The 26,848-nt window shown below is 38.3% G+C and carries 28 protein-coding genes; 15 read left to right on the top strand and 13 right to left on the bottom strand.

What is annotated here, in order from left to right:
• The first annotated feature begins 27 nt into the window (after positions 1-27).
• The gene (locus ERX37_RS06935; protein WP_133429949.1) at positions 28-1,314 is read left to right on the top strand and encodes an MFS transporter; all 1,287 of its coding nucleotides are present in this window, start codon (positions 28-30) and stop codon (positions 1,312-1,314) included.
• On the opposite strand, the gene ERX37_RS06930 is transcribed toward ERX37_RS06935, so the two are convergent.
• Positions 1,301-1,729: a 6-pyruvoyl trahydropterin synthase family protein gene (locus tag ERX37_RS06930; protein ID WP_133429948.1), complete on the bottom strand. Its 429-nt coding sequence runs from the start codon at positions 1,727-1,729 to the stop codon at positions 1,301-1,303. The genes ERX37_RS06935 and ERX37_RS06930 overlap by 14 nt on opposite strands.
• Before the next feature lie 92 nt (positions 1,730-1,821).
• Between ERX37_RS06930 and ERX37_RS06925 the strand changes: the two genes are divergently transcribed.
• The gene (locus tag ERX37_RS06925; RefSeq protein ID WP_133429947.1) at positions 1,822-2,688 is read left to right on the top strand and encodes a PPK2 family polyphosphate kinase; all 867 of its coding nucleotides are present in this window, start codon (positions 1,822-1,824) and stop codon (positions 2,686-2,688) included.
• 12 nt (positions 2,689-2,700) lie between these two features.
• Complete coding sequence (locus tag ERX37_RS06920) at positions 2,701-3,066, top strand: iron chaperone (protein WP_133429946.1); 366 nt, start codon at positions 2,701-2,703, stop codon at positions 3,064-3,066.
• 46 nt (positions 3,067-3,112) lie between these two features.
• Here ERX37_RS06920 and ERX37_RS06915 read toward each other — a convergent pair whose 3' ends face one another.
• Entirely contained in the window at positions 3,113-4,501 is a 1,389-nt protein-coding gene (locus ERX37_RS06915; RefSeq protein ID WP_133429945.1) for a protein adenylyltransferase SelO, read from the bottom strand.
• Positions 4,502-4,621: 120 nt separating this feature from the next.
• Here ERX37_RS06915 and ERX37_RS06910 point away from each other — a divergent pair, with 120 nt between their 5' ends.
• The 6 genes from ERX37_RS06910 to ERX37_RS06885 are packed head-to-tail and all read left to right on the top strand — an operon-like array spanning position 4,622 to position 11,051.
• Positions 4,622-5,122, top strand: coding sequence for a glycosyl-4,4'-diaponeurosporenoate acyltransferase CrtO family protein (locus ERX37_RS06910; RefSeq protein WP_165981996.1), 501 nt, complete (start codon positions 4,622-4,624; stop codon positions 5,120-5,122).
• Positions 5,094-6,134, top strand: coding sequence for a type 2 isopentenyl-diphosphate Delta-isomerase (fni, locus tag ERX37_RS06905; RefSeq protein ID WP_133429943.1), 1,041 nt, complete (start codon positions 5,094-5,096; stop codon positions 6,132-6,134). Before ERX37_RS06910 ends, fni begins: the two co-directional genes overlap by 29 nt.
• Complete coding sequence (locus tag ERX37_RS06900; protein ID WP_133429942.1) at positions 6,131-7,627, top strand: phytoene desaturase family protein; 1,497 nt, start codon at positions 6,131-6,133, stop codon at positions 7,625-7,627. Before fni ends, ERX37_RS06900 begins: the two co-directional genes overlap by 4 nt.
• A gap of 12 nt (positions 7,628-7,639) precedes the next feature.
• Complete coding sequence (locus ERX37_RS06895; RefSeq protein WP_133429941.1) at positions 7,640-8,506, top strand: phytoene/squalene synthase family protein; 867 nt, start codon at positions 7,640-7,642, stop codon at positions 8,504-8,506.
• Positions 8,503-9,981, top strand: a complete 1,479-nt coding sequence (locus tag ERX37_RS06890) for a phytoene desaturase family protein (RefSeq protein ID WP_133429940.1) — start codon at positions 8,503-8,505, stop codon at positions 9,979-9,981. Before ERX37_RS06895 ends, ERX37_RS06890 begins: the two co-directional genes overlap by 4 nt.
• Complete coding sequence (locus ERX37_RS06885) at positions 9,975-11,051, top strand: glycosyltransferase family 2 protein (RefSeq protein WP_133429939.1); 1,077 nt, start codon at positions 9,975-9,977, stop codon at positions 11,049-11,051. Before ERX37_RS06890 ends, ERX37_RS06885 begins: the two co-directional genes overlap by 7 nt.
• A gap of 24 nt (positions 11,052-11,075) precedes the next feature.
• On the opposite strand, the gene ERX37_RS06880 is transcribed toward ERX37_RS06885, so the two are convergent.
• The 3 genes from ERX37_RS06880 to ERX37_RS11620 form a co-directional block, all read right to left on the bottom strand.
• Positions 11,076-11,567 carry a pyridoxamine 5'-phosphate oxidase family protein gene (locus ERX37_RS06880; RefSeq protein ID WP_165981995.1) on the bottom strand — a complete coding sequence of 164 codons (492 nt, stop codon included), beginning with the start codon at positions 11,565-11,567 and terminating at the stop codon, positions 11,076-11,078.
• 64 nt (positions 11,568-11,631) lie between these two features.
• The gene (locus tag ERX37_RS06875) at positions 11,632-12,822 is read right to left on the bottom strand and encodes an acyltransferase family protein (protein WP_229713190.1); all 1,191 of its coding nucleotides are present in this window, start codon (positions 12,820-12,822) and stop codon (positions 11,632-11,634) included.
• 198 nt (positions 12,823-13,020) lie between these two features.
• Entirely contained in the window at positions 13,021-13,374 is a 354-nt protein-coding gene (locus ERX37_RS11620; protein WP_229713189.1) for an acyltransferase family protein, read from the bottom strand.
• 151 nt (positions 13,375-13,525) lie between these two features.
• Between ERX37_RS11620 and ERX37_RS06870 the strand changes: the two genes are divergently transcribed.
• Positions 13,526-13,780 carry a hypothetical protein gene (locus ERX37_RS06870; protein WP_133429937.1) on the top strand — a complete coding sequence of 85 codons (255 nt, stop codon included), beginning with the start codon at positions 13,526-13,528 and terminating at the stop codon, positions 13,778-13,780.
• Here the strand turns inward: ERX37_RS06870 and ERX37_RS06865 are convergent.
• A complete protein-coding gene (locus ERX37_RS06865; RefSeq protein WP_133429936.1) occupies positions 13,764-14,276 on the bottom strand; it encodes a TetR/AcrR family transcriptional regulator in 513 nt (170 codons plus the stop codon). The two genes, ERX37_RS06870 and ERX37_RS06865, sit on opposite strands and share 17 nt — an antisense overlap.
• A gap of 169 nt (positions 14,277-14,445) precedes the next feature.
• Positions 14,446-15,225: a TerC family protein gene (locus ERX37_RS06860; RefSeq protein WP_133429935.1), complete on the bottom strand. Its 780-nt coding sequence runs from the start codon at positions 15,223-15,225 to the stop codon at positions 14,446-14,448.
• A gap of 318 nt (positions 15,226-15,543) precedes the next feature.
• On the opposite strand from ERX37_RS06860, the gene ERX37_RS06855 reads away from it, so the two are divergent.
• A complete protein-coding gene (locus ERX37_RS06855; protein ID WP_133429934.1) occupies positions 15,544-17,544 on the top strand; it encodes a catalase in 2,001 nt (666 codons plus the stop codon).
• 29 nt (positions 17,545-17,573) lie between these two features.
• Here ERX37_RS06855 and ERX37_RS06850 read toward each other — a convergent pair whose 3' ends face one another.
• The 3 genes from ERX37_RS06850 to ERX37_RS06840 form a co-directional block, all read right to left on the bottom strand.
• A complete protein-coding gene (locus tag ERX37_RS06850; RefSeq protein ID WP_133429933.1) occupies positions 17,574-18,659 on the bottom strand; it encodes a hypothetical protein in 1,086 nt (361 codons plus the stop codon).
• 173 nt (positions 18,660-18,832) lie between these two features.
• Entirely contained in the window at positions 18,833-20,014 is a 1,182-nt protein-coding gene (locus tag ERX37_RS06845; RefSeq protein WP_133429932.1) for an NAD(P)/FAD-dependent oxidoreductase, read from the bottom strand.
• 2 nt (positions 20,015-20,016) lie between these two features.
• Positions 20,017-20,631, bottom strand: coding sequence for a DedA family protein (locus tag ERX37_RS06840; RefSeq protein ID WP_133429931.1), 615 nt, complete (start codon positions 20,629-20,631; stop codon positions 20,017-20,019).
• Positions 20,632-20,778: 147 nt separating this feature from the next.
• Here ERX37_RS06840 and ERX37_RS06835 point away from each other — a divergent pair, with 147 nt between their 5' ends.
• Entirely contained in the window at positions 20,779-21,111 is a 333-nt protein-coding gene (locus ERX37_RS06835; RefSeq protein ID WP_165981994.1) for a PH domain-containing protein, read from the top strand.
• 30 nt (positions 21,112-21,141) lie between these two features.
• On the opposite strand, the gene deoD is transcribed toward ERX37_RS06835, so the two are convergent.
• Complete coding sequence (gene deoD / locus ERX37_RS06830; protein ID WP_133429929.1) at positions 21,142-21,858, bottom strand: purine-nucleoside phosphorylase; 717 nt, start codon at positions 21,856-21,858, stop codon at positions 21,142-21,144.
• Between the two features lie 137 nt (positions 21,859-21,995).
• On the opposite strand from deoD, the gene ERX37_RS06825 reads away from it, so the two are divergent.
• Positions 21,996-22,877: an SDR family oxidoreductase gene (locus ERX37_RS06825; protein WP_133429928.1), complete on the top strand. Its 882-nt coding sequence runs from the start codon at positions 21,996-21,998 to the stop codon at positions 22,875-22,877.
• A 39-nt stretch (positions 22,878-22,916) separates the two neighbouring features.
• On the opposite strand, the gene modB is transcribed toward ERX37_RS06825, so the two are convergent.
• Both modB and modA read right to left on the bottom strand, forming a co-directional pair.
• A complete protein-coding gene (modB, locus tag ERX37_RS06820; RefSeq protein WP_188352357.1) occupies positions 22,917-23,573 on the bottom strand; it encodes a molybdate ABC transporter permease subunit in 657 nt (218 codons plus the stop codon).
• Positions 23,554-24,297 (bottom strand): molybdate ABC transporter substrate-binding protein, encoded by a 744-nt coding sequence (modA, locus tag ERX37_RS06815; protein ID WP_165981993.1) that lies wholly within the window; start codon positions 24,295-24,297, stop codon positions 23,554-23,556. Before modA ends, modB begins: the two co-directional genes overlap by 20 nt.
• 146 nt (positions 24,298-24,443) lie before the next feature.
• On the opposite strand from modA, the gene ERX37_RS06810 reads away from it, so the two are divergent.
• Both ERX37_RS06810 and ERX37_RS06805 read left to right on the top strand, forming a co-directional pair.
• Positions 24,444-25,592 carry a zinc-dependent alcohol dehydrogenase gene (locus ERX37_RS06810; protein WP_133429926.1) on the top strand — a complete coding sequence of 383 codons (1,149 nt, stop codon included), beginning with the start codon at positions 24,444-24,446 and terminating at the stop codon, positions 25,590-25,592.
• A gap of 78 nt (positions 25,593-25,670) precedes the next feature.
• Positions 25,671-26,810 carry an acyl-CoA dehydrogenase family protein gene (locus ERX37_RS06805; RefSeq protein WP_133429925.1) on the top strand — a complete coding sequence of 380 codons (1,140 nt, stop codon included), beginning with the start codon at positions 25,671-25,673 and terminating at the stop codon, positions 26,808-26,810.
• Positions 26,811-26,848: the final 38 nt, after the last annotated feature.

Raw genomic sequence — 26,848 nt, 5'->3', positions numbered from 1 at the left:
TTCTAGTATGGTGTAAAAGGAGCCTTTATGAAACGAGATATAAAATTATTGCTCTCAGTGCCTGTACTTAGTTGGGCACTCTATGACTTCAGTAACACCATCTTCAGTGCGAATATCATCACTTTATTTTTTCCGCAGTTTGTCACTGAACAACTCGGTACTGACCCTGTACAGGAACAGATTGCTTCGACGTGGATTGCCTATTCGGCCAGTATAGCTGCTTTCTTTCTTATTTTACTGAGTCCGTTGTACGGCGTTTACATCGATCGCACCCACAAGAAAAAGAAATGGATTATTATTTTCAGTCTTATAGTCTTTAGCTGTACATTTCTAATGGGTTATTTGAATCAAATTAGTATGGAACAGACATTATTTGGGCTGCCGTTGTCATTCCTGCTGATTATTCTCCTTTTTACGATTGCGAAATTTACTTATAACTCAAGTCTCGTTTTCTATGATGCAATGATGAGCAGCCTCGCACCGAAAGAGGATCATTCTGTTATCTCTGGTTTTGGTGTTGCCCTTGGATACCTCGGTACTTTGGTCGGAGTACTCAGCGTTATGTGGCTCGTCGGAACTAAACATGCGGCCGATACCTTTATACCGACTGCAGTTATGTTCCTGTTATTCAGCATCCCCATTTTTATATTTGGTAGAGATGATAAAAAGGAGATTAAGAAGCAGCAGATTAAAACTAATGGTTATAAGGAAGTATGGCAGACATTCAAACTCGCTAAAAAAGAGCCGGCCATCTATATCTTTCTCATCGTCTATTTTTTCCTGAACGATGCCCTCGCTACTGCTATCAGTATGATGCAGCCCTATGCAACAACAGTCGTCGGATTTTCAAATAGTGCTTTTATTGGTATCTTTATGATTGCGACAGTCTTCAGTGTTGTCGGTGCTTTTATATTTGGTTATATTGCTAAGCACATCGGCTCCGCAAAAGCGCTTCAATGGGTAGCACTTGTACTGATGATTGCCTTGATTCTTGCAAGTTTACCATTACCGAAAGAGTGGTTTTATTTATGTGCCATTCTGTTCGGGATTGCAATGGGTTCTATATGGGTTATTTCACGGACACTTATTATCGAGTTATCACCTGCAGAACATGAAGGACAATTTTTCGGTCTTTTTTCTATGAGTGGTAAATTATCAGCCGTCATGGGTCCTTTTATATATGGAACCATTACATGGCTGCTAAGCGATTATGGTGCTACTGCGAGCCGTATTGCTATATTATCCCTTTTCATCATGGCCTTAGGTGCATTTCTGCTGCACTTTAAAGTCATTCGCCTGCTTACTCGTTCATAATTTGCCGGTTCAATATAACAGAATGAGTGGGTGCTTCAAATAACTCAAGTGTCTCGATGTCAACATCTGAGGGTAAGTACTGTTCGAATTGCTGCCAGAGCCAGTAGGCAATATTTTCAGCAGTCATATTCATTTCAGGTAGTGTATGGTTTAATAACTGATCGTTTAGTTTTGGGGCAAGATAAGTAGTATATATTTTTTCGACTTCAAAAAAATCAACTCCTAGGCCCATATGATTGATTGGGCTGCTCACAGTCAAATAGAAAGCATAATGATGATGACTGAGGTCTTTGTATTTATCAACTGTAAAAAAGATACGACAATGAGCGTTAAATTCGAATTTCAGTTTAAGTAACGGACAACTGTCATAAATCTTAAAATTTTGTGGTGCTGTGATATCAGTAAACTTCGTCATATTAATCACTCCTTTATCACTATCATACGCTTAACAAAAATGTTTAGTCACATTAATTTGTAGGAATAGATACGAAAATAGGAGGTTATATGATGAATATTGAAAACTATAAAGTGCCTGTTAATTCCCAAGTTGTCCTCAGTCAATATCCGACTTCAGAGGATATGAAGAAACATAATGATGATATAAGAGAAATTAAGATTCCAGAGCTGGTAAATACACTGAAAGATTTACATTTAAAATTGCATGCTGAAGAAAAGAAAGGAATTTTAGTTGTACTTCAAGCCCTTGATGCGGCTGGTAAAGATGAGACAATCAGTTATATCTTCTCAAATTTAAACGCACAAGGTCTTAAAACGACTTCATTTAAAAAGCCGTCAGAAGAGGAAAGTAAACATGATTATATGTGGCGTCTACATGGTGGACTGCCTGCGCGCGGTGAAATCGGGATTTTAAATCGTTCTTATTATGAAGAAGTTATCGTAACCCGTGTACATGATCTCATTGATGATGTTCATATTCCAGATGATAAAAATAGAGAAGAAATATGGGATGTACGTTACCGTCAGATTAATGACTACGAAAAATATCTGACTGAAAATGGCTTCCATGTCGTTAAATTCTTTTTTAATATGTCTAAAGGTGAGCAGCGTGATCGTCTTCTCGAACGTATGAAAAACCCTAAAAAAAACTGGGAATTTTCATTCAATGATGTGAAGGAACGTGAATACTGGGACCAATATCAACAGGCATTTGAGGATATGTTGAATCAGACTTCAACCGAGCATAGTCCGTGGTATGTTCTGCCGGCTGATGATGAATGGTATGCAAGAAGTCTTGTATCAGAAATCATGATTAATGTTTTACAAGAGATTAATCCGCAATTTCCTGAGATAACAGGTGAAGAAAAAGAGAAACTTCAAGAGTATATAGAAAAATTAGAAAATGAAATGAAGTAAGGAGGCCCTGGGGTGGAATTCGATACATTTTTAGCTGATCTGCCAGTAACTCAACGTGAACGCTTGCTCGAAATATTTGAATGGATTCACTTAAATTATGCTGAGCTTGAACCTGTTATGAAATGGAATCAGCCTATGTATCAGCACCATGGCACTTTTATTATTGGCTTCAGTGTCGCTAAAAAGCATATGGCGATTGCCCCTGAAAAGGAAACACTCCTGCAATTTAAAGATAAGATTCAGGCAGCGGGTTATTCTCAGACAGCCATGTTATTCCGTATTAAATGGGATGAACCTGTACATTATGAACTGCTGCAGGAATTGATTGATTATAATATTCAAGATAAAAAAGATTGTCAGACATTCTGGCGCAAATAATAACAAACAACAGCCAGGCTTTTTAAGCCTAGCTGTTGTTTGTTGTTTAAGTACCGCAGTAAGTCTGAAAAATTTGTTCTGACTCTTCAGCAGGAGTCTGATAAATAGCAGGGTGGTTATCATTATAAGGATCTGTGACGACTTTCAGTAAATCTTTGAAATCAGTCAGATCAAGCTGGTTGACTGATTTTTCAACGAGATGATTTCTTGGTATGACAGCAGGATTCACTGCTGTCATCAGTTCATAAGGAGACTCTTCTGCTGTCAGTCTATGCTGCCAGCGTATTTTCCAGTCGTCCAGCGCATTATCTACCGGCTGTTTGAGTGATAACTTTCTAAAGGTCTGTGTAAAATCGAGTTCCAGGTCTTCCATCGTAGCCAGAAGTTCACCAATCAATTCACGGTCGTCTTCATTCGGTTGATGAATACCGATTTTTTCAGCCATTCCTTTTAACCAGTACGTATCGAATAGCAGCTCATATGATGTTAATGCATCTTTAGCGATTGCGATAGCAGTCTCTGTCTCATCATCTAGTAGAGGCAGCAGGCATTCTGCAAATCGAGCCAAGTTCCATTGTCCAATACCTGGTTGATTATAATAAGCATAACGGCTTTGTCGGTCGATAGAACTAAAAACTGTTGCACGGTCAAATGTATCCATGAAAGCACAGGGACCGTAATCTATTGTTTCGCCGCTGATAGCCATATTATCTGTATTCATCACGCCGTGAATAAATCCGATACATTGCCATTTTGCAATTAGTGATGCCTGCCGGTCGATAACTGCTTTTAGAAAATCAATATAAGGTGTTTGAGAATTTTTCAGTTCTGTATAGTGGCGATGAATCGTATAGTCTGCCAGTTCTTTAACTTTATTGATGCGTGCTGCATATTCAAATGTACCGACGCGAATATGACTTTTAGCAACACGCGTTAAGACTGCTCCGGGTAAAGCTCGCTCGCGTTGCACTGTTTCACCTGTTGCTGTTACAGCGAGACTTCTTGTAGTAGGGATATGCAGTGCATGCATAGCCTCACTGATTATATATTCACGCAGCATAGGACCAAGAGGCGCACGTCCATCTCCCATACGTGAGAAGGCTGTTCGACCAGAACCTTTTAACTGTATATCAAAACGCTGACCATCATTTGTCATATGTTCACCTAAAAGTAAAGCACGTCCATCGCCCAGCATGGTGAAGTGACCAAACTGATGGCCCGCATAAGCCTGCGCTATAGGTTCCGAATGAGGTATTTTAGTGCTGCCGGATAATTCTGCAGCAGCATGTTGCAGCGCTTCAGCGTCTAGCTCAAGTTCTGTACTAAGCTCTTTGTTAACTAATAATACTTCTGGTTCTTTGACACTATTTAACTCAGTCAGTTCATAAAAATCTGTCGATAAAAAACGATAGCTATTATTAAAATTAAAATTCATTATTTAATCACTCCTGGCTTTATAATGACAACAATATTGGGTAAGATAAAAAGGGAAGATATTTAAATTTCGGCTAAAATGGATGATATTTGAAATCATGTTTATAAAAAGGAGAAGAAAATGAAGATATTTTGGCTTTTTATTAAAAATACTTTTGCATGGCTCACACTTCAACTCTCCTTATCTTATCTCTTTATGAAAATACCTGCTCATTTTTTTGATAAATTAAGTTGCTGTTTCCGCACATTTTCCTGGGAGCAGGGGGGTGATGTCTGGCAACGATGGTTTAAAGTGAAACAATGGAAGACCGTTCTGCCGGATAGCTCTTCAATTTATAGTAAGAGTTTTAATCACCGCAACTTGGAGGCCACAGATGATGAAACGCTCAATACATTCCGAATTGAAGCGAACCGTGCTGAGATGACACATGGATTTTCCCTCCTTCTATTCCCTCTCTTCTATCTATGGAATCCTAAATGGGCTGCGAGGCTGAATTTAGGTTTTGCAATAATGAGCAACCTTCCTTTTATTATCATACAACGTTATAACCGACCTAAAATAGAGCAACTGCTCAAAAAGAAAGGAAGAAAATATGACACAACGAGAACAAAGAAAAGATGATCATATCAGATTAGCTTTGAATCATCCAGAACAACTGTCTGACTTTAACCATATTCAGTTAATCCATCATTCCATACCGAGTGTCAATCAGACAGATATTAATCTTCAAACAATGATTTCAAATCTTCCTCTTGAATTCCCGCTCTACATTAATGCCATGACAGGAGGCAGTAAATGGGCAGGGGAAATCAATCAAAAACTTGCTGTTATTTCACGTGAAACAAATATAGCAATGGCAGTAGGTTCCATGCATGCTGCTCTTAAAAATTCTGCACTTATTCCTACTTATCAAGTGATTAGAACTATTAATCCAAGCGGTACTGTATTTGCCAATATTGGTGCCGATGTCCCACTTGATTTCGCACAGCGTGCAATAGAGATGATAGATGCAGATGCCCTTCAGATTCACCTCAATGCACCCCAGGAAGTGGTGATGCCGGAAGGTGGCCGAGATTTCTCAGACTGGTTAACCAATATTGAAGCCATCAATGAGAAGGTGTCAGTACCTGTTATTGCCAAGGAAGTAGGGTTTGGCATGAGTCGTGAAACATTACAGCAACTTACCTCAATCGGTATAGAAGGTGCAGATATCAGTGGCAGAGGTGGAACTAATTTTGTTTATATTGAAAACGAAAGACGACCACAAAAAGATCAGTCGTATTTAATAGGTTGGGGACAGACGACACCGGTGTCATTACTCGAGAGTCTTCCTTTCCAGCGAGATATAGATATTTTAGCAAGTGGAGGTATCCAGACGCCACTTGATGCCATTAAATCCCTTGTTATGGGTGCTAAAGCAGTCGGATTATCACGTGCTGTTCTGAAAGAAGTGGAGTTGAATGGTGTAGAAGCTGCTATTCAATTCATAGAGCTTTTTAAAGCACATATGAAAGATATTGCACTGATACTTGGCGCTAAGGATATAATAGCTCTAAAGCAAGTGCCTTATATTCTGTCGCCTGAACTGGAGTCCTGGCAGAGACAAAGAAATGAAAGGGAGAGAAAGCGATGAAAAAAGTTATTGTGATAGGTGCCGGAGTAGCTGGCCTGGCCTCTGCTATCCGCTTACAGCATGCGGGCTACGAAGTTGAAATTTATGAAAAAGAAAGTTTACCTGGTGGGAAAATGCACCGGATTAAACGTGAAGGTTATGAATTTGATTTAGGACCGACCATCGTAATGATGCCGGAGCTTTACCGAGAGGTTTTTGAGCTGACAGGACGTAATGCAGATGATTACATTCCAATGAAAAAGTTGTCACCTATGTACAGTGCTTATTTTAATCATGGCACAGAAAAGTTAAAGGTTTCAAATGATCTTGTACAGTTGATGGAATTATTTGAAGGTGTCGACGAAAAAGATGCAGAAGGATTTCTGAAATACATCAGTGATCTGTACCAACGTTTTAATATCGCAAAACATCATTTTCTGCAACGTCCATTTAGAGAATCTAAAGATTTCTATAATCTCTCAACGTTGACACAAGGCTTGAAGCTACGGACATTAGGTAATGCCGAAAATAGTATGGCTAAATATATTAAAGATAAGCGTTTAAGAGATATTATCAGTTTTCAGACGCTTTACATCGGTATCTCTCCAGCTAAGAGTCCATCACTCTATACGATTATCCCTATGATTGAGTTTCTGTACGGTGTCTGGTTTATTGAAGGGGGGATGCACCGTATGGCTACGGCTATGGCAGACCTCTTTATAGAACTGGGAGGTAGGATACATTACAATGCACCTGTTAACGAAATTCTGATCGAAAATAGCCGTGCAATAGGCATCAGAACAAATGTCGGGATGATCTACGCAGATTATATAATGTGTAATGCAGATTTTCCTTATGCTCAGAAAAACCTCGTTAAAGATGTAAAAGCAAAAGGGAAATATACAGATCACTATATTGATAAAATGGATTATTCATGTTCATGTTTTGTCCTCTATCTGGGTATGGATAAGCAGTATAAGGAGATTGATGACATTCATAACTTTATTTTTTCAGAAGATCTGGACGACAATATCGAACAGATATTTGAAGGGCGTCTGTTAACGGATCCGTCTATTTACATGTATATTGCGTCTAAGGAAGAGCCTACAATGGCACCTGCAGGAAAAGATGGACTGTATATTCTGATGCCGATATCAGAACTCTCAACAGCTCAATATGAATGGAATGAAGAGACAGTCGCTTATTACCGTGATAAAGCATTATCTAAAGTAGAGACTCTACCTGGTATGCACAATATCAGAAATGAGATTGTAACAGAAACATTTATCTCGCCAAAAGAATTCAGAAAACAGTTTAATGCTTATAATGGCGCAACATTTGGTCTCCAGCCTACTTTGCTGCAGAGCAATCATCTGCGACCTCAAAGTAAAGCGACACATTGTGAGAATCTCTATTTCACAGGTAGCAGTACACACCCAGGAGCGGGGGTCCCTATTGTACTCTTATCTTCTAAAATAGCAGCTGAAGAACTCATGCTGGATGATGCCTTATAAAGGAGCGGTTATATGAATATAGAGCAGGATTATGAATATTGTAGAAATATCATCAAGAAACATTCTAAAAGTTTTTATTATGGTTTCAGTCAGCTACCTAAAGACGAAGCAAACGCAGTATATGCAATCTATACGTTCTGTCGTATGGCGGATGATATTGTTGATGACCATCAGGATCTCGCGGTAAAAATAGAGAAGCTTCAGGAGCTTAAAGTCCAGATGAAGCGCTTTGAGGAATCTATAAGCATTGATCACCCTATGTGGCGGGCACTGTCAGATGTAAGGTCAAAATTCCCGCTGGACTTAACTATGTTTGATAAACAGTTGGAAGGGCAGATGATGGATCTTAACTTCAGTCAGCCGCGCACAATGGAAGATCTTCATTATTACAGTTCGTTTGTAGCGGGTTCGGTCGGTGAGCTGCTATACCCTGTTTTAGCTGATGAAGATACTATTGAAGGGAGACAGATGGCTGACAGTCTAGGCATTGCTATGCAGCTGACAAATATACTGAGAGATATAGGTGAAGATTATGTTCAACATCAACGTATTTATCTGCCAAGTGATGTAATGAAAACTTATGGTTATACCGAAGATAATCTGGCACAGCTGACAATTAATGAATCGTTCATTGAGATGTGGGAACGATTAGCACAGGATGCAGAAAGTCGGTACAACGAATTCTATCCCAGCATTTCAGACTATAAAGCTTCCTGTAGAAAACCACTCCTTGTCGCAACACTTGTCTATGCAGAGGTACTCAATGAAGTGAGACGTCATCATTATAATTGTCTGTCTAAACGAAATAAGGTCAGCTTATGGCAGAAAAATAAATTAAATCAGTATGCAGAGCAGATGTTAAAGGGGGAGCAGCGATGAAGAAAGTGATTGTTATTGGAGGAGGCCTAGGTGGTTTATCGGTAGCTATTACACTTAGACAACAAGGGTTTGATGTCACATTGTATGAAGCTAATGCGCATCTTGGAGGGAAGTTGAATCGTCTTGAACAGGAAGGATTCGGTTTCGATTTAGGACCTTCTATTCTGACAATGCCTTATATATTTGAACGCTTATTTGAACGCAGTGACAGGCGAATGGAAGATTATCTGAAGACAGTACGTCTTGACCTTGAATGGCGAGGTTTCTTTGAGACAGGTCACATCTATAACCTCTACGGAGACCTTGATAAGATGGAGCGAATGAACCCTGATTTAAGCAAGAAGGATATAGAAGATTATCGTCGCTTTCTGAAATATGCAGGGAAAATTCATATGATGACTGAAAAAAGTTATTTTGAACAAGGGATTGATTATACATGGCCATTAATTAAACATCATGGACCCATGCAGGCGTTGCAAGGCTTTGACTATTTTCATACGATGCAGCAAGGTATTGATAAACGTATCAATAATGAAGAATTCCGTACCTTACTCGGTTACTTTATTAAGTACGTAGGTTCTTCTTCATACGATGCACCGGCAGTTCTGAATATGATGATACATATGCAGCATGCACAAGGCGCCTGGTATGTGCCGGGAGGTATGAATCGAATTGCTGAAGCTCTGGTAAAGCTAGGTGAGGAGATAGGAGTGAAATTTTTAACTCGTACCCGTATCGTATCAGCAGATGTTGAGCAAGGACGGATTAGCAGTGTCACGACTGAGGCGGGTGAAAAACTTACTGCCGACTACTTCGTCTCCAATATGGAGGTAATTCCTTTCTATGAGAAGATGCTATCTAAGACACCTGATATTCAAAAGAAAAAAGAGAAATTTGAACCTGCTGCTTCCGGTATTGTGATGCATATTGGGGTTAATCGTGAATATCCACAGTTGGCGCATCATAACTTCTTCTTCTCACAGAATTCAAAGAAGAACTTCAAGCAAGTCTTTCATGATAAGAAACTTCCGGACGATCCTACTATCTATCTTGTTAATACAAATAAAACAGATGCAGGACAGGCACCAGCAGGACACGAAAATATTAAAATTCTGCCCCATGTTCCATATATTCAAGAAAAATCTTTTACTCAAGCTGAATATAGAGTATTACGGGAACGTGTGTTGATTAAGTTAGAACGTATGGGACTAACAGATTTAAGAAAGCATATTGTAACAGAAGATTTCTGGATGCCTGAGGATATTGAGAAGACGTATGGTTCTGACCGTGGTGCAATCTATGGCACAGTCTCCGATAAGAAAAAAAACAAAGGCTTTAAGCATCCTAAACAAAGTGAATATTTTAATAATCTATATTTCGTCGGTGGCACAGTCAATCCAGGTGGTGGGATGCCAATGGTCACTTTAAGCGGACAGCAGGTAGGACGAATGATTTCGGAACGTGAACAGTGCTAATTGCTATTATCGCTTTTATTATTTTATCGATAGTGGCTGGTCACATCGTCTTTTACAGACAGCCATATATGAAGCAGAATTCTACTTCAGCTGCAACACTGACGATTATTATTCCAGCTCGTAATGAAGCGCATAATCTACCACATCTACTCCATTCACTCAGTAAACAGACGATAGAATTTGATTGCATCGTCGTGGATGATGGTTCGACAGATCAGACGGCAGATATTGCCAGACAATACGGTGCAACTGTTCTATCTCCTCCTCAAGAAACAGATTGGCAAGGCAAGTCAGCGGCCTGTTATTTGGGAGCTATGCAGGCAGACTCTGATCTTTTACTCTTTCTGGATGCAGATACGTGGTTTGAAAAAAGCGATGCGTTGAATATTCTCTTGTCCAATTACAATGGTGGACTGGTTTCGGTGCAGCCTTATCATCAGACACGAAAACCTTATGAACAGTTATCTGTCTGGTTTAATCTGCTGACTATTATAGGGCTGAATATTTTTACGCCCGTCAGAAGTAAGCATGTTTCAGCATTTGGACCTGTTGTCCTTTGTTCAAAAGCACATTACCAAAAAACGAATGGCCATTCCGCTATACGTCATCAGTTGATTGAAGGCTTTGGTCTCGCAGATATTTTTTATCAAGCTGGTTTACCTGTAGATGCATATCTCGGTAAAGGAATAGTGAATTTTCGTATGTATCCTGATGGTATTCAATCAATGGGAAGAGGCTGGGCTAAACATTTTGCGACGGGGGCTGCTGCGACTGAGCTCTGGATTATGATAGGTATTCTTTACTGGATGGTAGGTAGTATGGCTAGTCTGATATTTGTTATTTGGGGTGTAGCACAGAATAACTTGATCTTTATCTCGGCTCTCATTGTTTATAGTTTATATGCCTGGCATTTCTATACTATGAGTCGTCGAACCGGCTCATTTACTATGTGGACGGCATTATGCTCAAGCATTACTTTTGTCTATTTTCTCGTTATTTTTACCTGGTCCTGGTTCAATACTTATATCTTAAAAAAGAGTAAGTGGAAAGATCGTGATATTAATTTATAAAAAAAGAGCCCGAGGGCTCTTTTTTTACAGTTCTACTGTGTCATTCAGTGATTTATCTTGTTTTTTCTCTTCGCCTGAGATTAATGTTTTTAAGCCGTTTAATACAGTTTTAGTTGTCTGATCAGTACTCCAGTATTCTGCTGAGTCAGCTTCAACTTTAAGTAAGATGACATTTGGGTCTTCATAAGATGTATGAAGAAAAGCTTCCATTGACTTAGACCAGTATTCTTTTTTCTTTGCGTCGTCTTCAACGATCTGGATAGTACCTGAGATTGAAGCATAACCTTCTTTTGAAAACGCGATATTGGCACGGTTATCTTTTTTAATCTCTTCAGCTTTATCAGTGTCTTTCATTGTAAAGAACCATAAATCTGCATCTTCTTCTAAATGTTTATAAGCCATAGGACGAGAGACCAGTTTATCTCCTGATAAAGTCGTTAACATTGCAATATCATTTTTCTCAAGTAAATCGTGTAAACGTTGACGCTTTTCTTGATTTGAAAGTTGTTCTGTCATATTAACACCCCCGGATTTGATACTATAAGCGTAAAGCAAGTAGACATCCATTTCAATCAATATGCTATTTAATAGAATCAGAAAATAATTGTGTCATTGCCTGAATACCTGGACTTTCAAGGTGAATACCATCATAAGCAAAATATTCTGGATGATTTGCTGAAGCAGCATACCAATCGATTATTTTTACATTCTTATGTATAGATGCAGCTTGCTTCATCAGCGTATTGACATGTGTTTCATAATCTCTTGGAACACGTGTTGTCACTAAGTAGACATTTGCCTTACTGAACTTGTTAAGCAACTGATTTAATTGCAACATTTGAAAATCACCATTTGTACCGATACCAAGCACTACAATCTCATTTTTTTTATTCATGTATTGATACTGGTCTGCTAGCGGTATGGCTTTATAGATATTACGTCCCACTTCTCCGTCAATTGTCGCATTAGGATAAAGCTGCTTTAAACTCTGATTAATATCAACAAGAATGGAGTCCCCAATAAATAGAGGAGCTAAGTACTGGTCGGAGATTGATTCTGTACTTTCATTCCATTGGACTGAATGTATTAATTTTGGACTTGTAACAGTACTTAATGTGCGTGTCGTATAAACTTGTGTTGCTTCATCAGGTGCAACCTGTAATAAAGAATAGGCTGTATAACTAATCATAGATAGTAACAAGATGACGATTGGTAAACGCTGCTTTAATTTACTAAGTTGAAAATATTTCAGACCGTCTCCTCTGAAAGGTAATTCAATAAATCGATAGCTAAACCATGCTAAAAGTATAGTTAATATAACTTGCAGAATATAAGCATAAATAGGTTGCTGGCCATTAATAAAGTAATAATTTATGATGACGATGACTGGATAATGCCATAAATAAAGACTATAGGATAAACGGCCTACTCTAGTTAAATAAGGTAAACTCAGTAATGAATTTAAATAACTGCCTGGATAAACACATGAAGCTATTATAGAAAGAGTTATAATTCCTAAAATAAAAAAACCACCATGATAGAGAAAGCTTTCTGATTCTGAAATAAACATAAAACCGATCATCAAAATAAAGAAATTAATAAAGCCTATTAAAGAGATGACTATTTTAACTTGAGAAGAAGGGCTTTTCTTTAATCGATGAGGTGGCCATATAAACGCGAGCAATACACAGAGCATCATGGTCTGAACTCTCGTATGAGTACCGAAGTAGAGACGTGACACATCAATTCCTGGATAATAAAGGGCCGCCATCCCCAATGCTTATATAACTGATAGAATTGAGAAGCAAATGACAACGGCTTTTTTGGAAAAATACTTATAAAGAATAACGAGCATGATAGGAAAGAAAATATAAAATTGTTCTTCTATTGCAAGTGACCATAAATGCTGAAGTGGTCTAGGTTCTAAGCCTTGAAAATAATCTACATGATCAAAGATGTACCACCAATTTTAGACATAAAAAAAAGCAGCAAGCATATCCTTTTTCAGCTGATGAAGCAGAGAAGGTTCAAAGTAAGAGTAATAGATGAAAACAGAGGTGAGCAGAAACCATAATGCTGGGAAAAGTCGTTTGATTCTCTTAACATAAAATTTACTTAAATCAACTGAACCTGTTTCTCTATGTTCTTTCAATAACAATGTGGTTATTAAATATCCTGAAATAATAAAGAAAGTATCTACTCCTAAAAAGCCACCAGTCAAAAACTTAGGATTAAGATGATAAATAATAATGGCAATCACTGCAATGGCTCTTAAACCATCAAGTCCGGGTAAATAAAATATTTTTTGATTCGTATTGTGCATTGTAACGCCTCATTAATTTAATTATAATGTTATTGTAATACAAAATACATTTTTTGTTAAGTTAAATAAGTGATGACTTAAATTTGCCACAATTTAAATTAGCATAATTTGATATTAAATGGATATAAAAAACTTAAAAGGAGTAAAATGGATGGAAAATGTATTAGCTTATTACTTATTAAATCTAATAGAGAAAAATCATCGCAATCCTCTGACGTATAATCAAATCAACCAACTTACTGTTCATGCATTATCAGACATAGAAGTAGAAAATTTCACCAATGAAATGTTGAGATTGCAGCAAGAAAATTTAATTTTATGTGAAGATGTGGTTAGGCTGACTTTCAGCGGAAAAGTAATTTTAGACAGGCATCACAAAAAGCAGCAACTTAAATCGTTAGATTGAAATAAGCAACTGTTAAATGGGTTAATTGAATACTTAATTCGTCAATCGGGACATCATAATTATTGGATATCCAGAGTTCATAAGTCATGAATAAGCCGGATAAAAAGAAATTGGCAACATATTCTTTATTAATAGCAGGATGATAGTTAAATTGTTCAAGCCGATAAATAAATTCGTCTTTTGACAGTTCAATACCTTTTCTAATAGCAGACAATCTGCTTTTACTAGCAATCTGCTGAAAAACATGTTGATGATCATAAAGAAACTGTAACGTGTCAGTATAGTTGGTTTTAAGCAGAGCTAGCCACTGTTCGTTATCTGCAGGTATGTTTGTTAATTGTATAAATTCAGCAGCATTGATGCAGATATAGAGGAAAAGATCTTCGAATAATTCATATTTATCGTGATAATAGGTGTAAAACGTTGAGCGCGTTATTTTGCTTTCTTTAACGAGAGAGATAATCGTGATATCTTCTAACGTAGCGTCCTTTAGCATATTATTTAAGGTCTGAATTAATAATAATCGAGTTTTTGAAAATGAATGAGCTGAAGTAATAATATATACAGTCCTTTCCTGGAACTTAAATTTATTATAACGTAAGTCAGGGTGTAATATGTATAAAAAAAGTGCTCAAAATTTACTTGAGCACTTTTAAAAATATTATTTAAGCATTTTTCTGACTGCGTTTACCTAATATAAAGCCAGTTAAAGCAATTCCTACTAACACTGTCCAGAAAATCAATTGCCATTGCCAAGAATGTGGAAAGTCGTGCGGTAGAATATGAATCTTTTCATGCGCTAGGACGAGAACAACGAGTTTGATACCTACCCAGCCCACAATAGCGAATGCTGCTGCTTCAAGTGAAGGATACTTAGCAAGGATAGCTACAAAATAATTAGCTGCAAAACGCATCAGAATAACACCAATCATGCCGCCCGTAAACATAACCGCAAACTGTCCGGCATTCATTCCCATAAAATCAGGACCATAGTGAGGCAGGGTCACAGCTATAGCAATAGCTGCCAACATTGAATCGATAGCGAATGCGATGTCTGCAAGTTCAACTTTCAACACAGTCATCCAGAAGCCGCTTCCTTTTGTTTCAGATGCTTTTTCTTCAGCAGCATCAGGCACAGCATCTTCCGCATCGTTTTTATGTTTGAAATAGTCGGTTAAATTCTTAATAGACATAAAAATCAAATATGCTGCACCAAGTGCTTGAATTTGCCAGTATTGTGCGAGGATTGCAATCATGAATAGCGAGACCATTCGGAAAAGAAAAGCACCGATTAACCCATAAAATAAAGCTTTTTTACGTTGTTCAGGCTCTAAGTGCTTGACCATAACGGCCATAACAATAGCATTATCAGCGGCAAGCAAACCTTCAAGGACAATTAAGACAAGTAAAACCCAGAGGTAGGACATCATAATACTTGGATCCATAAGGAACCTCCTTTATATTTTTAACAATAAAAAACCCTTTGCCAAGTAGCATTGGCAAAGGTCTCACTGAACAAATGTTCTATAATCCCAGAAGGTTACCCTTCGTATTGACGAAATTATACTAGGACTCTACATCCCGAGTTACTCCCCTTTGACTTAAGTCTAAAGTATTGTTTTTTATATTATAACATAAAAAAGTAACAGAAAAAATAAGGAAGTTTTAACTATTTATATGCACATTAAATGTTTTTGTGTCTTACAATCGGGTATGTAATAGAAGTATTTAAGTTATTCAAGCGATTGAGGGGGAAAATGAAAATGTCTAATGAAAAAGATAAACAGTTAAAGGCACATACAGTCGACACTACTCAACCAGCAGCATTAACAACGAATCAAGGTTTAAAAATGGCTGAAGATGAATTCTCAGTAAAGGCTGGAGAACGTGGACCCACTTTACTGGAAGACTTTCATTTCAGAGAAAAAATGACTCACTTTGACCATGAACGTATACCAGAAAGGATTGTCCATGCACGTGGATATGGTGCTCATGGTGAATTTGAATTATATGAATCTCAAGAGAAGTACACAAAAGCTAAATTCTTAAATGATACGTCTAAAAAGACACCTGTCTTTGTTCGCTTTTCAACTGTTCAAGGTTCTAAAGGATCACCTGAAACAGTGCGTGATGGACGAGGTTTTGCAACGAAGTTCTATACTGAAGAAGGTAACTATGATTTAGTGGGTAACAATATCCCCGTCTTCTTCATTCAGGATGCAATTAAATTCCCTGATTTAGTACATGCTATTAAACCAGAACCCCATAATGAAATTCCGCAGGCGGGCACAGCTCATGATACTTATTGGGACTTCTTTGCACAAAATCCAGAATCGACGCATATGACAATGTGGACGATGAGTGATCGCGGTATTCCGAAAAGTTTCCGTACAATGGAAGGATTCGGAGTTAATACGTTCCGCTTGATCAATAAACAAGGACAATCACATTTCGTCAAGTTCCATTGGAAGCCACTCCTTGGCACACATTCACTTGTATGGGATGAAGCACAGATTATTGCTGGGAAAAATATCGACTTCAACCGTGAAGATTTATATGAAGCAATCGATAAAGGAGACTTTCCTGAATGGGAACTGGGTATCCAGTTAATTAAAGAAGAAGATGAGTTCAAGTTTGATTTTGATATTCTGGATCCGACCAAAGTTTGGCCGGAAGAAGATGTTCCTGTGCAAATCATCGGTAAGATGACTTTAAATCGCAACGTTGATAATGTATTTGCTGAAACGGAACAAGTGATGTTCAGTCCGGCTCATGTAGTTCCAGGTATCGATTTCAGTAATGATCCATTATTACAAGGTCGTCTTTTCTCATATACAGATACACAGTTATTACGTTTAGGTGGACCGAACTTCCATCAGATTCCAATTAATGCACCAATCTGTCCATTTGCTAATAATCAACGTGATGGTTTACATCAACATCAGATTCATAAGGGCATGACAAGCTATCATAATAATGGCATCAACAATAACGAACCGCATACAACTCCAGCTGGAGAAGGCGGATTCGAACCCTATCATGAAAGAATTGAAGCACATAAAGTACGTGCAAGAAGTGACAGCTTCTTAGACCACTATTCACAGGCTAAGATGTTCTTAAATAGCTTATCACAACCAGAACGTCAACATTTGACTGACGCGTTCAGCTTCGAAATCGGTAAATGTAAACTTGACTTTGTTAAACAAAACGCTGTTAATAATTTAAATAAAGTAGATAAAAAATTAGCAGAAGAAGTTGCTTTGCGTGTAGGTGCTGAAGTGCCGACAGCTGATGAAGAATCTAAAGAAACTAAGGTCTCTAAAGCATTAAGTACTTTAGATACAATTAAAAAATTAGATACACTTTCAGTAGCTGTGTTCGTTACTGCTGATTCTGATGCTAAACAAATCAAGAGTTATTTAAAAGAACTTGCAACGAATAAAGTAAACTACAAACTCATTGCAGACCGTGCGATGAAACTCGGTGACCTTAAAGTGACTGAAACCTTTGATACTGTTCACTCAACGTCATTTGATGGTATTCTCGTAGCAGATGTTGCTGAACCATTGATGCCGCCAGTGAAAGATTCTATTGAAGCAGCAAATCGTCATTATAAAACAATTGGTTACACTCAAAAAGTACAATCGGTACTTGCTCAAACAGCCGTTAAAGAAGGTGAACCTGGTATCGTATTAGTAGGCAGTGATTTAAAAGACTACTTAAACAACCTTGTGGAACAACGCCACTGGGCAAGAAAACTTTAATATAGATAAAAAAGGATTAGTCATGATGATTAATCCTTTTTTGCTGCTTTAATATCATTTAGGGTCACGATTTTATTAGTTTTGAGGGAGTGCTTAATCTCTTCTTGCTGGCGTATCATCTCTTCGATTTCAACTGGTGTATGTCCTGCCAGCATCCATTGTCTCGTATGATTGAACATATCCTGATAAAGCGTATTGAATGTATTTCTTTCTTCACGCGAGAACATACCTCTGACAAGTGAACTTATTTCTTCTCTAGCACTCTCATAATCTGGAGCACCCATTGTATAGACTTGGATACTTTCAATTAACTGGTCCCACTCATCTGGTGATAAATCAGTCTTTTTCTTCAGAAATTTGCTGAGTGATTTCATCTGTAAAGTCTGAAGATGGTGATCAGGCCCCACATAATCATAGACCTCCCGCTGATTTTGGAATTCGTAATAAGGCAATGATCTTAAGTCCTGATAATCTCCTTTATCATCCACCCATGAGTCAAGGAGTGTATCAACGATAAAGCCATTATGACTTTCAATATCATAAATAGAAAGAAAAAGGTCGATACTATCAGGTTCAAAAGATGTATGATAAACCTTCTTATAATGAGATTCCAGATGGTCTCGTGTCAAGAAACCGTACAGCATTAAGTTACTGGTAATGAAAGTGAAATCTTGTTCATATTTCTCTTTCTTCTGTTCTATTTTATCAAGTGGTAATGCTATAAGCGCATCAAATGTATCACTTGGCAATATTAGCTGATCATCAACGTCGAATACTATAAGAGCAGCAGTCATCTGTTCCATATCGTCACTGGATAAATTAAATGCATTATGATGAGCAGATAGGGCATCACGGAGTAAATGAAACTCAGCTTCATTATGGATAAGCATTTCATAGTAGAGACTATTCTCCTTATGAAAACGTTCAGTCAGTAAACGAATTAATTCTTCTTTAGACGTTTTATCGTTGAACTCCAGCTGATAATACATTGCACTGTCACTCAGCTGACGGAGAGAAAGTTGAGTAATCAGCTGCTCGAATGTCTGAGCACTATAACGGTCATCATAGTGACTCAATAGCTTTTTATGAATAGGTTTAAGAAATTTTCTGAACATCCGTACACGTCCTTTTAATTTTTATCTATTAAATGTATTGTAACGAATTTCAGTATACGAATATAGAAAAATAATAAAATATTAAAAAATAAATCGTTAAAATTACGATTTAAGGAAATAAAAGACTGTAAAAAACCAGAATTCAGCTGAATTCTGGTTTCAAAATAGAATATTTAACTATGACCTTTTAGCATTCCATGCCAGTACATAAAAGGAATAGCTCTCTTTTTAAGATAATAAAGGATAGGATTAGTTTTAGATTGATCGATAGGAAGTGATTCCTTTGGTTTCATATCGTAACCAAATTCCGCCATGATTGCCTGACCATACTCAGTAGCGATTGGACAAGCGGTCATGCCATCATAGCAGGCAGTCAATGATTTACCTTTTATCTGTGCCACAAGATTATCCGCAAGTACGGGTACTTGTTTACGCACAGCAGCACCCATTTTAACGGTTGGTAGATTAGTACAATCACCTATCCCAAAGATATTCTGATGTCTGATATGCTGAAGGGTATGTTTATTAATATCCAGCCAGCCATCAGCGTCACTCAATGATGACTGCTTAATAACATCTGGGGCGCTCATTGGCGGTGTCACAAGAAGCATATCAAATGACATATCGTACGTGTCACCAGTTATGAGATTTTTAAATGTGGCCTTTTTATGAGGTCCATCGACTGCGATTAAGTCGTGCGATAAATCATATTGAATACCTTTTTTATTAATCAGCTTTGAAATTTGCTTACGATACTTTTCGACAGGGAATAGCAAATCTTTTGCAGTTTTTAAATAAAGAGTAGGTCGATTCTTTTTATTTTTTTTAAAAAACTCATCGAATGTAAAAAGTGAATTTTCAGGCGCAACTCCGCCTTTAATAGGCGTTGAAGGCTTCGTCACAATAACATTGCCAGACTTTACTTTTTTTAATGTTTGATAAGTATAATCGACGTAGTCATATAGATAGTTCGTACATACTTCATGTTTACCTAAAGTGTCTGTTAAGCCATCAATTTTATTAAAATCCAGTTGTAAGCCGAGCGCTACTACTAAGTATTCGTAATTAACCTGTTCACCGTTATCAAGACGAATGATTCTTTCCGGTGCCTGGATACCTGTCACTTTTTGCTTGATCCATTTCACGCCTGAAGGGATGATTTTCTTCATTTTTTTACGACTGTCTTCTTTCTTTTCAGCGCCACTTCCTGCAAGGGGCCAGGCGGGTTGGTAGGCATGATAATCTGAATGTTCTATAATAGCGATATTTTTAATACCCGCTTTAACAAGTCGGCTGGCAGTGGAGATACCACCAGAACCGCCACCTAAAATAATAACTTTAAATTGTTTATTCATTATTAATCCTCCTTAGGTTTTCTCTTATAGAGATAGATGATGAAAGCGATAATACCTATTCCCATCAATATATAAAAGAAAGTTGAATACGTATCAAATGTATGCAGAACTTTTTCCCAGTTTTCTCCGAGTGTATAACCCAGATAGATCAGAACGGCATTCCATATGATGGTACCTACTGTCGTATAGAGCGTAAAGGTCACAAGATTCATTCTATTTAGACCGGCTGGGATAGAAATTAAACTTCTGATAAGGGGTACAAAACGACATAGAAAAACTGCGATACCTCCGTATCTATTAAACCATGCATCCGCTTTATGCAAATCATCTTTAGAGAGACGGAGAAACTTGCCATAACGTTCTACGATAGATTCCAGACGTTTCATTCCTAGTAAATGACCTAAATAATAGAGTAATAATGCGCCTATTACTGCACCGAGTGTCGAAGCAATCAGCATGCCAGCGAAATTCAAACTATTCGATTTTGTAACCATAAAGCCACCGAACGTCAATATAACTTCGGAAGGGATAGGGGGAAAGATATTTTCAAGTAAAATTAACAGAAATACGCCGATGTAGCCGAACTGCTCCATGACGTCCATAATCCATTGCTGCATAAGTCACCTCTCATTGATATATATACCCCCAGTCTAACGAAACAGTCATTTGAATGCTAATATTATGTAAGTTTCCAATTATTCATATTATGACTTGTAAACTTTAATAATGGGTATAGAATAATGACTATTAAGGAGGTAATGAAGATGACAGAATTATTTAATGCATCAGAACTAAGTCCGAACGAAAAGAGAGGCCCAAGCGTTGTCGGTATTATTGAATTTGCAGTAGGTGACCAAAAAGAATTTACAGGAGAATATATCCCGACAGATATGCGTTTCTTTATGGTAACAGATATGAATGGTCAGCCTTACCAACGTGTCATCAGCTATGATGATATTAAAGGTGTAGAAGTTGAAGATAGTGCAGTAACTGTACAGTTCGATATGGGAGATATCAGAATTCGGGATATCGGTAACGGTACTGCGCAAGTATTCGCTGATTTCGTTAACGAACAGCTTGATAAACGCAAAAAATAAGAAGCCTTCACGGCTTCTTATTTTTGTGCTTTATTCAACGATTTCAAGTGCAATTTCCATCATTTTAGTGAATGAAGTCTGACGTTCTTCAGGAGTTGTTTCTTCATGAGTGAGTAAGTGGTCACTTACTGTGAAGATGCCAAGTGCTTTGACATCACCGCCTGCATAAGCTGCATTCATATAAAGACCAGCTGATTCCATTTCGACAGCAAGAATACCCATAGAACGCCATTTATCAGTAGCTTCCTGGTTCGCATTGTAGAAAATATCAGATGACAAGACGTTACCCACATGATTCGGTACACCTTTTTCATCTGCCAGTTGTTTTGCACGTGCAAGCAAGCTGTAATCTGCGATAGGCGCGAAATGTCCTGGCAGACCATATTGTGCCACATAGTTAGAGTCTGTAGAGGCACCTTGAGCGATGATGACATCATAGACGTTGATGCCTTCCTGCATTGCACCACAAGAACCCACACGGATCAAGTTCTTAACGCCAAATGTATGAATCAGTTCATAAGAATAGATACCGATGGACGGGATACCCATACCTGTACCCATAACAGAGATTTTTTTGCCTTTATATGTACCTGTGTAACCAAACATATTACGTACTTCGTTGAACTGAACAACGTCTTCCAAGTAAGTGTCAGCAATGAATTTAGCACGAAGCGGATCGCCGGGTAAAAGAATCGTTTCTGCGATTGGATTATTTTCTGGTTTAATATGAGGTGTTGATTGTGTCATAGGACATTCTCCTTTTTTATGTTGTCTTCGCTTTTAGTCTACCGACTAGTAAACGTTTTATCAAGAAAAGATGCTAAACTATTATGTTTAATTCCTTGAATCAGTGAAATAGTATGGACTATAAGGGAGTGATAGTGATGATAAATGAAAATCCATTAACTAAACATTACGACGGCAAGTTTGAAAAACAGGAACAGGCAGCACCCGGTTTACAGCAGAAGATGACGCCTGTCCCTGATTGCGGTGAAACTTCATATAAAGGAACGGATAAATTAACAGGCAAGAAAGCTTTAGTAACAGGCGGAGACTCTGGTATTGGCCGCGCAGCAGCTATTGCTTATGCTAAAGAAGGGGCAGATGTTGCGATTAATTATCTGCCTGCTGAAGAAGCAGATGCACAGGAAGTTAAAAAAGTAATAGAAGAAGCGGGTCAAAAAGCAGTTCTGATTCCTGGAGATTTGAGAGATGAAACGTTCAACAAGGAATTAGTAGAACAAGCTGTTAAAGAACTCGGTGGTATTGATATTCTGTGTAGCGTAGCAGGCGAACAGACTGCTGTTGAAAAGATTGAAGACTTATCAACAGAACAACTTCGTTCTACATTTGAAACCAATGTCTATTCATTAGTCTGGACAATACAAGCAGCATTACCACACCTCAATCCAGGTGCTTCTATCATTACAACTTCATCAGTACAATCATATAATCCAAGCAAAAATTTAGTAGATTACGCAGCCACTAAGAGTGCGATTGTATCTATTACTAAATCACTTGCAACTCAGCTTGCTGATAAAGGTATCCGAGTCAATTCGGTTGCCCCAGGTCCAATCTGGACAGCACTTCAGATTACAGGAGGACAACCTCAGGAGAAGATTCCGGAGTTTGGACAGAAAGTAGATCTGCAGCGTGCAGGTCAACCAGTTGAATTGTCAGATGTCTATGTATTCCTGGCTTCTGATAATGCAAGCTATGTAACAGGACAAGTCTATGGTGTAACAGGTGGCGTTCAAATCAATTAATATAAAATAAGAGACGATTCCAGAAATCGTCTCTTATTTTTATGTATTTTTTTTAAAGTTCTGTATCAGTAGCATCAATATAAATGAGAAAACAATCATCAGGATGACCCAGGCACTCGCGAGTTTTAACTCATTATTATCAATTGCGATATAAATAGCCGTTGCCATAGTCTGTGTAAGACCGGGGATATTGCCGGCAAAAATAAGTGTTGCACCGAATTCACCGAGTGCACGTGCAAAAGAGAATAAGAGACCTGTCAGTAAAGCATTTTTTGCTAAAGGAATGATGATATATCTGAAGATATGCATGCCGTCAGCACCGTCTACTTTAGCAGCATCGATGACATCGGAGGTCACATTGTCAATTCCTATTTTAAGTGATTGATACATGAGAGGTACGGCAACAACAGTCGCTGCCATTATGGCAGCATAAATAGTGAAAATCGGACTAACACCAAGTAAATGACCAAGACCTTGTCTACCGAACAAAAAGAGCAAAAGGAAGCCGATGACCGTAGGCGGGAGGACCATAGGTAACATAATGATTGTTTCAATGACTGATTTCCCGGGAAATGATTGTTCCATTAGATAGAGCAGTAAGAGACCGATACAAAGACTGAGCGCAGTTGCTGTCAGGGCTACCTTCAGTGAAATGATGATGGGGGAGAGAAAGGCCTCACTCAGTAATAAATCCATATGATTGATATACTTTCTTAGCAGCATCAGACTGCAGATATTGATAGAACGCTTTGTTGATTGAGCTATCCTTGATCAGTGCAAGAGGGTAAGTGATAGGCTGATGTAATTCATCATCAATCGGTAACTGTTTTAATTCCGTATTTTTAGCATCCGTCATATAGACAATCCCTACATCAGCGTTCTCGGATTGCACATAAGTCAGCGCTTGTCTGACGTCTTTTGTATAAACGAGTTTTGTTTTAATCGGTGACCAGAGCTGTGCTTTACTTAGAGCTTCTTTAGCGTAAGCACCGGCAGGGACAGCTTGCGGAGTGCCGATAGCTATTTTATTAATGGCCTTATTGTTTAAGTCAGAGAGTCCATTCAACTTATTTTTTGAAACAGCAACAAGCTGATTATGCAGTACAGTCTTCTGATCATCACTTTTAACAGTACCCGCCTCAACTAAATCATCTACTTTATTTTGTGCTGCTGAGAAGAAGAGGTCCACTGGCGCGCCTGCTTTAATCTGGTTGCTCAGTGAGCCGGAAGCACCGTAGTTGAATTTGATATCGATGTCCGGATGCGCCTTCTCATAAGTTACTTCAATGTCGCTGAGAGCTTCTTTCAGACTAGCGGCAGCAGAGACTGTTATAACACTCTTTTCTTTAGACTGTGAACTACCGTGATTGGCACAGCCGCTTAGCGCTAGTAAGGAAAAAAATAATAATGTTTTTTTCATAGTGTACCCCCCGTCGTTAATAATTCCATTATACATAAGTTAATATAATTTAAAACCTGAAATAAAAATGAGGTGTACATATAAAGTGAGTTTATATAAGAGGAAACGGGTATAGTATCAAAAATACAAAAATGAGGTGTCTAACTATGAAAGCAGTAACATTCCAAGGGAAAAAGAAGATGGAAGTGAAGCAGGTAAAAGACCCGATTATTGAAGCACCAACTGATGCAATTATTAAAATTACAGCTACAGGTATCTGTGGTTCTGATTTACATTTATACCACCAGGGAGACATGATGATGGATCCTGGTTTTGTTATCGGTCATGAACCGATGGGAATTGTTGAAGAAGTAGGTAGTCAAGTCACTAAACTTAAAAAAGGCGACCGTGTCGTTATTCCATTTAATATCGGTTGTGGAGAGTGCTACTATTGTACGCATGATATGGAATCACAATGTGATAACTCAAATGAAGAACAGGCGAACTGGAAAATGGACAATGGTGGCTTATTCGGATTTGGTAAAATGCACGGCAATCACTGGGGTGGTCAGGCAGAATACTTAAGAGTACCATTTGCTGACTTCTCATCATTCGTCGTACCTGATAGCGATATGAAAGATGAACAGGTACTCTTCTTATCTGATGTCGTACCTACTGCTTACTGGAGTGTAGAACATGCAGGCGTTAAAGCAGGCGATACAGTGATAGTACTAGGTTGTGGCCCAATTGGCTTAATGGCACAGAAGTTTGCCAAATTAAAAGGTGCGAATCGTATTATTGCAGTTGATAATGTTGAGCATCGTTTAGAACATGCGAAGAAGTTTAACCAAGTAGAAGTTTATAACTTCGATAAAGAGAAAGAGATCGGAAAATTACTCCGTGAAAATACAAAAGGCGGCGCAGATGTCGTTATTGACTGTGTCGGTATGGATGGTCAGGTAAAACTAAAAGAAAGAGCGACTAATCTAGTGACACCACAGCGTGGAACAATCAGTCCGATTGAAACAGCTGCTGAAGCAGTTCGTAAATTTGGTACGATTCAGATTACAGGGGTTTATGCGACACCCGCTGCAAACTTCCCATTACCACTTATCTTTAATCGTAACGTGCAAGTGAAAACAGGACAGGCACCTGTTATTCACTTAATGCCGAAGTTATATGATATGATCCGTGATGGAGTATTTGACCCGACAGAAATCATCACTCATACGATGTCACTTGATGAAGCATCAAAAGCTTATGAAATCTTTGATGAGAAAAAAGATAATAATATTAAAGTAGTACTGAAGCCTTAGATTATAAAACCGACTTTTAAAGTCGGTTTTTTTGTTTGGCTGATTTTAACAGTGGTAGTATGTCTATGAGGTGATAATATGGACCGCGAATTATTTATAGAAAATGACATAGAAAGAAAATGGCTGTCATTATTTGAAGATAACCGGGAATGGATAATTGAATCTGCGCGCACGGCAGATATTAAAGGAGAATTGAATCATCAGCTGATAGACTGGCTGATTGACAAAGGGTATAACCGCCTGACATTACCAGAAGAACATGGTGGTTTTGGTTGTAATGTAAAGTCAGCGGTCCTTATACATGAAGCACTGGCTACTTATGATGAGTCGACGGCGCTGAGTATCGGCTGGCATCTTGGTGTAGTGGGGGAAGTTTTTGAGTTTAGCATCTGGTCAGATGAGATGCTGGCTGAATTGGCGACAGATATTCAGGCCGGTGGAATAACGAACCGGGTTGTATCAGAAGCTGCGATGGGAAGTCCGACACGTGGTGGCAGAGCTGCGACCAATGCAGTTCGACATCAAGAGGGCTGGCTGCTTAATGGCGTTAAAACCTATGTTTCTATGAGTCATCGCCTGACACATTATCTTGTCGGTGCTTATGATGAAGAGACAGGAGGTCTTTCTTTCTTTTATATACCGAGAGAGACGACAGGATGTGAAATAAAAGAAACGTGGGATGTAATAGGCATGCGTGCGACTGCCAGTCACGACCTGATACTTAATGATGTGTTTGTGCCTGATCGTTATAGAGTAGAGTGGAGCCGGGAGAAACAGGAAAACCCGTGGCTGCTGCTCATTCCAGCTGTTTATTTAGGTATCGCTCAAGGCGCAGCCGATGATGCAACTGACTTTGCCCTTCAACATTCACCTGATTCAATAGAAGGTGTTATCGCTGACATCCCTCATATTGAAACAAAACTAGGACAGATTGAATTCGAGATGATGACTAGTCGGCATTTCCTCTATCAGGCGGCTCAGTTACACGTAGAAGGCAAATCAAATCTTTTAGCTACATATGGTGTAGCTAAAGTCCAAGTATTGAATAAAGGTATCGCAGTAACTGACTTAGCTATGCGTATTATCGGCGGTCAAAGTCTGAATACAAGCGGTCTGATTGAAAGACGCTATCGCAGTATCAGAGCAGGACTTCACAATCCACCGATGGAAGATGCAGTCATGAATCAACTTGCAAATAAAATCAAAAAGAGTCATTAAGACTCTTTTTTTGATAAAGAGATTGCACGAACGTCGGA

The organism is Macrococcus hajekii, assembly GCF_004359505.1.
Taxonomy (GTDB): Bacteria; Bacillota; Bacilli; order Staphylococcales; family Staphylococcaceae; genus Macrococcus; species Macrococcus hajekii.
The sequence above is the reverse complement of the archived record's forward strand: the minus strand, read 5'-3'. Positions and strand labels throughout refer to the sequence as shown.

Bases quoted from the DNA above. Each gene is read 5' to 3' on its own strand.
- ERX37_RS06935 (WP_133429949.1), top strand. From the start codon at position 28: ATGAAACGAGATATAAAATTATTGCTCTCAGTGCCTGTACTTAGTTGG.
- ERX37_RS06930 (WP_133429948.1), bottom strand. From the start codon at position 1,729: ATGACGAAGTTTACTGATATCACAGCACCACAAAATTTTAAGATTTAT.
- ERX37_RS06925 (WP_133429947.1), top strand. From the start codon at position 1,822: ATGAATATTGAAAACTATAAAGTGCCTGTTAATTCCCAAGTTGTCCTC.
- ERX37_RS06915 (WP_133429945.1), bottom strand. From the start codon at position 4,501: ATGAATTTTAATTTTAATAATAGCTATCGTTTTTTATCGACAGATTTT.
- ERX37_RS06910 (WP_165981996.1), top strand. From the start codon at position 4,622: ATGAAGATATTTTGGCTTTTTATTAAAAATACTTTTGCATGGCTCACA.
- fni (WP_133429943.1), top strand. From the start codon at position 5,094: ATGACACAACGAGAACAAAGAAAAGATGATCATATCAGATTAGCTTTG.
- ERX37_RS06900 (WP_133429942.1), top strand. From the start codon at position 6,131: ATGAAAAAAGTTATTGTGATAGGTGCCGGAGTAGCTGGCCTGGCCTCT.
- ERX37_RS06895 (WP_133429941.1), top strand. From the start codon at position 7,640: ATGAATATAGAGCAGGATTATGAATATTGTAGAAATATCATCAAGAAA.
- ERX37_RS06890 (WP_133429940.1), top strand. From the start codon at position 8,503: ATGAAGAAAGTGATTGTTATTGGAGGAGGCCTAGGTGGTTTATCGGTA.
- ERX37_RS06880 (WP_165981995.1), bottom strand. From the start codon at position 11,567: ATGACAGAACAACTTTCAAATCAAGAAAAGCGTCAACGTTTACACGAT.
- ERX37_RS06875 (WP_229713190.1), bottom strand. From the start codon at position 12,822: ATGGCGGCCCTTTATTATCCAGGAATTGATGTGTCACGTCTCTACTTC.
- ERX37_RS11620 (WP_229713189.1), bottom strand. From the start codon at position 13,374: ATGCACAATACGAATCAAAAAATATTTTATTTACCCGGACTTGATGGT.
- ERX37_RS06870 (WP_133429937.1), top strand. From the start codon at position 13,526: ATGGAAAATGTATTAGCTTATTACTTATTAAATCTAATAGAGAAAAAT.
- ERX37_RS06865 (WP_133429936.1), bottom strand. From the start codon at position 14,276: ATGCTAAAGGACGCTACGTTAGAAGATATCACGATTATCTCTCTCGTT.
- ERX37_RS06860 (WP_133429935.1), bottom strand. From the start codon at position 15,225: ATGGATCCAAGTATTATGATGTCCTACCTCTGGGTTTTACTTGTCTTA.
- ERX37_RS06855 (WP_133429934.1), top strand. From the start codon at position 15,544: ATGTCTAATGAAAAAGATAAACAGTTAAAGGCACATACAGTCGACACT.
- ERX37_RS06850 (WP_133429933.1), bottom strand. From the start codon at position 18,659: ATGTTCAGAAAATTTCTTAAACCTATTCATAAAAAGCTATTGAGTCAC.
- ERX37_RS06845 (WP_133429932.1), bottom strand. From the start codon at position 20,014: ATGAATAAACAATTTAAAGTTATTATTTTAGGTGGCGGTTCTGGTGGT.
- ERX37_RS06840 (WP_133429931.1), bottom strand. From the start codon at position 20,631: ATGCAGCAATGGATTATGGACGTCATGGAGCAGTTCGGCTACATCGGC.
- ERX37_RS06835 (WP_165981994.1), top strand. From the start codon at position 20,779: ATGACAGAATTATTTAATGCATCAGAACTAAGTCCGAACGAAAAGAGA.
- deoD (WP_133429929.1), bottom strand. From the start codon at position 21,858: ATGACACAATCAACACCTCATATTAAACCAGAAAATAATCCAATCGCA.
- ERX37_RS06825 (WP_133429928.1), top strand. From the start codon at position 21,996: ATGATAAATGAAAATCCATTAACTAAACATTACGACGGCAAGTTTGAA.
- modB (WP_188352357.1), bottom strand. From the start codon at position 23,573: ATGGATTTATTACTGAGTGAGGCCTTTCTCTCCCCCATCATCATTTCA.
- modA (WP_165981993.1), bottom strand. From the start codon at position 24,297: ATGAAAAAAACATTATTATTTTTTTCCTTACTAGCGCTAAGCGGCTGT.
- ERX37_RS06810 (WP_133429926.1), top strand. From the start codon at position 24,444: ATGAAAGCAGTAACATTCCAAGGGAAAAAGAAGATGGAAGTGAAGCAG.
- ERX37_RS06805 (WP_133429925.1), top strand. From the start codon at position 25,671: ATGGACCGCGAATTATTTATAGAAAATGACATAGAAAGAAAATGGCTG.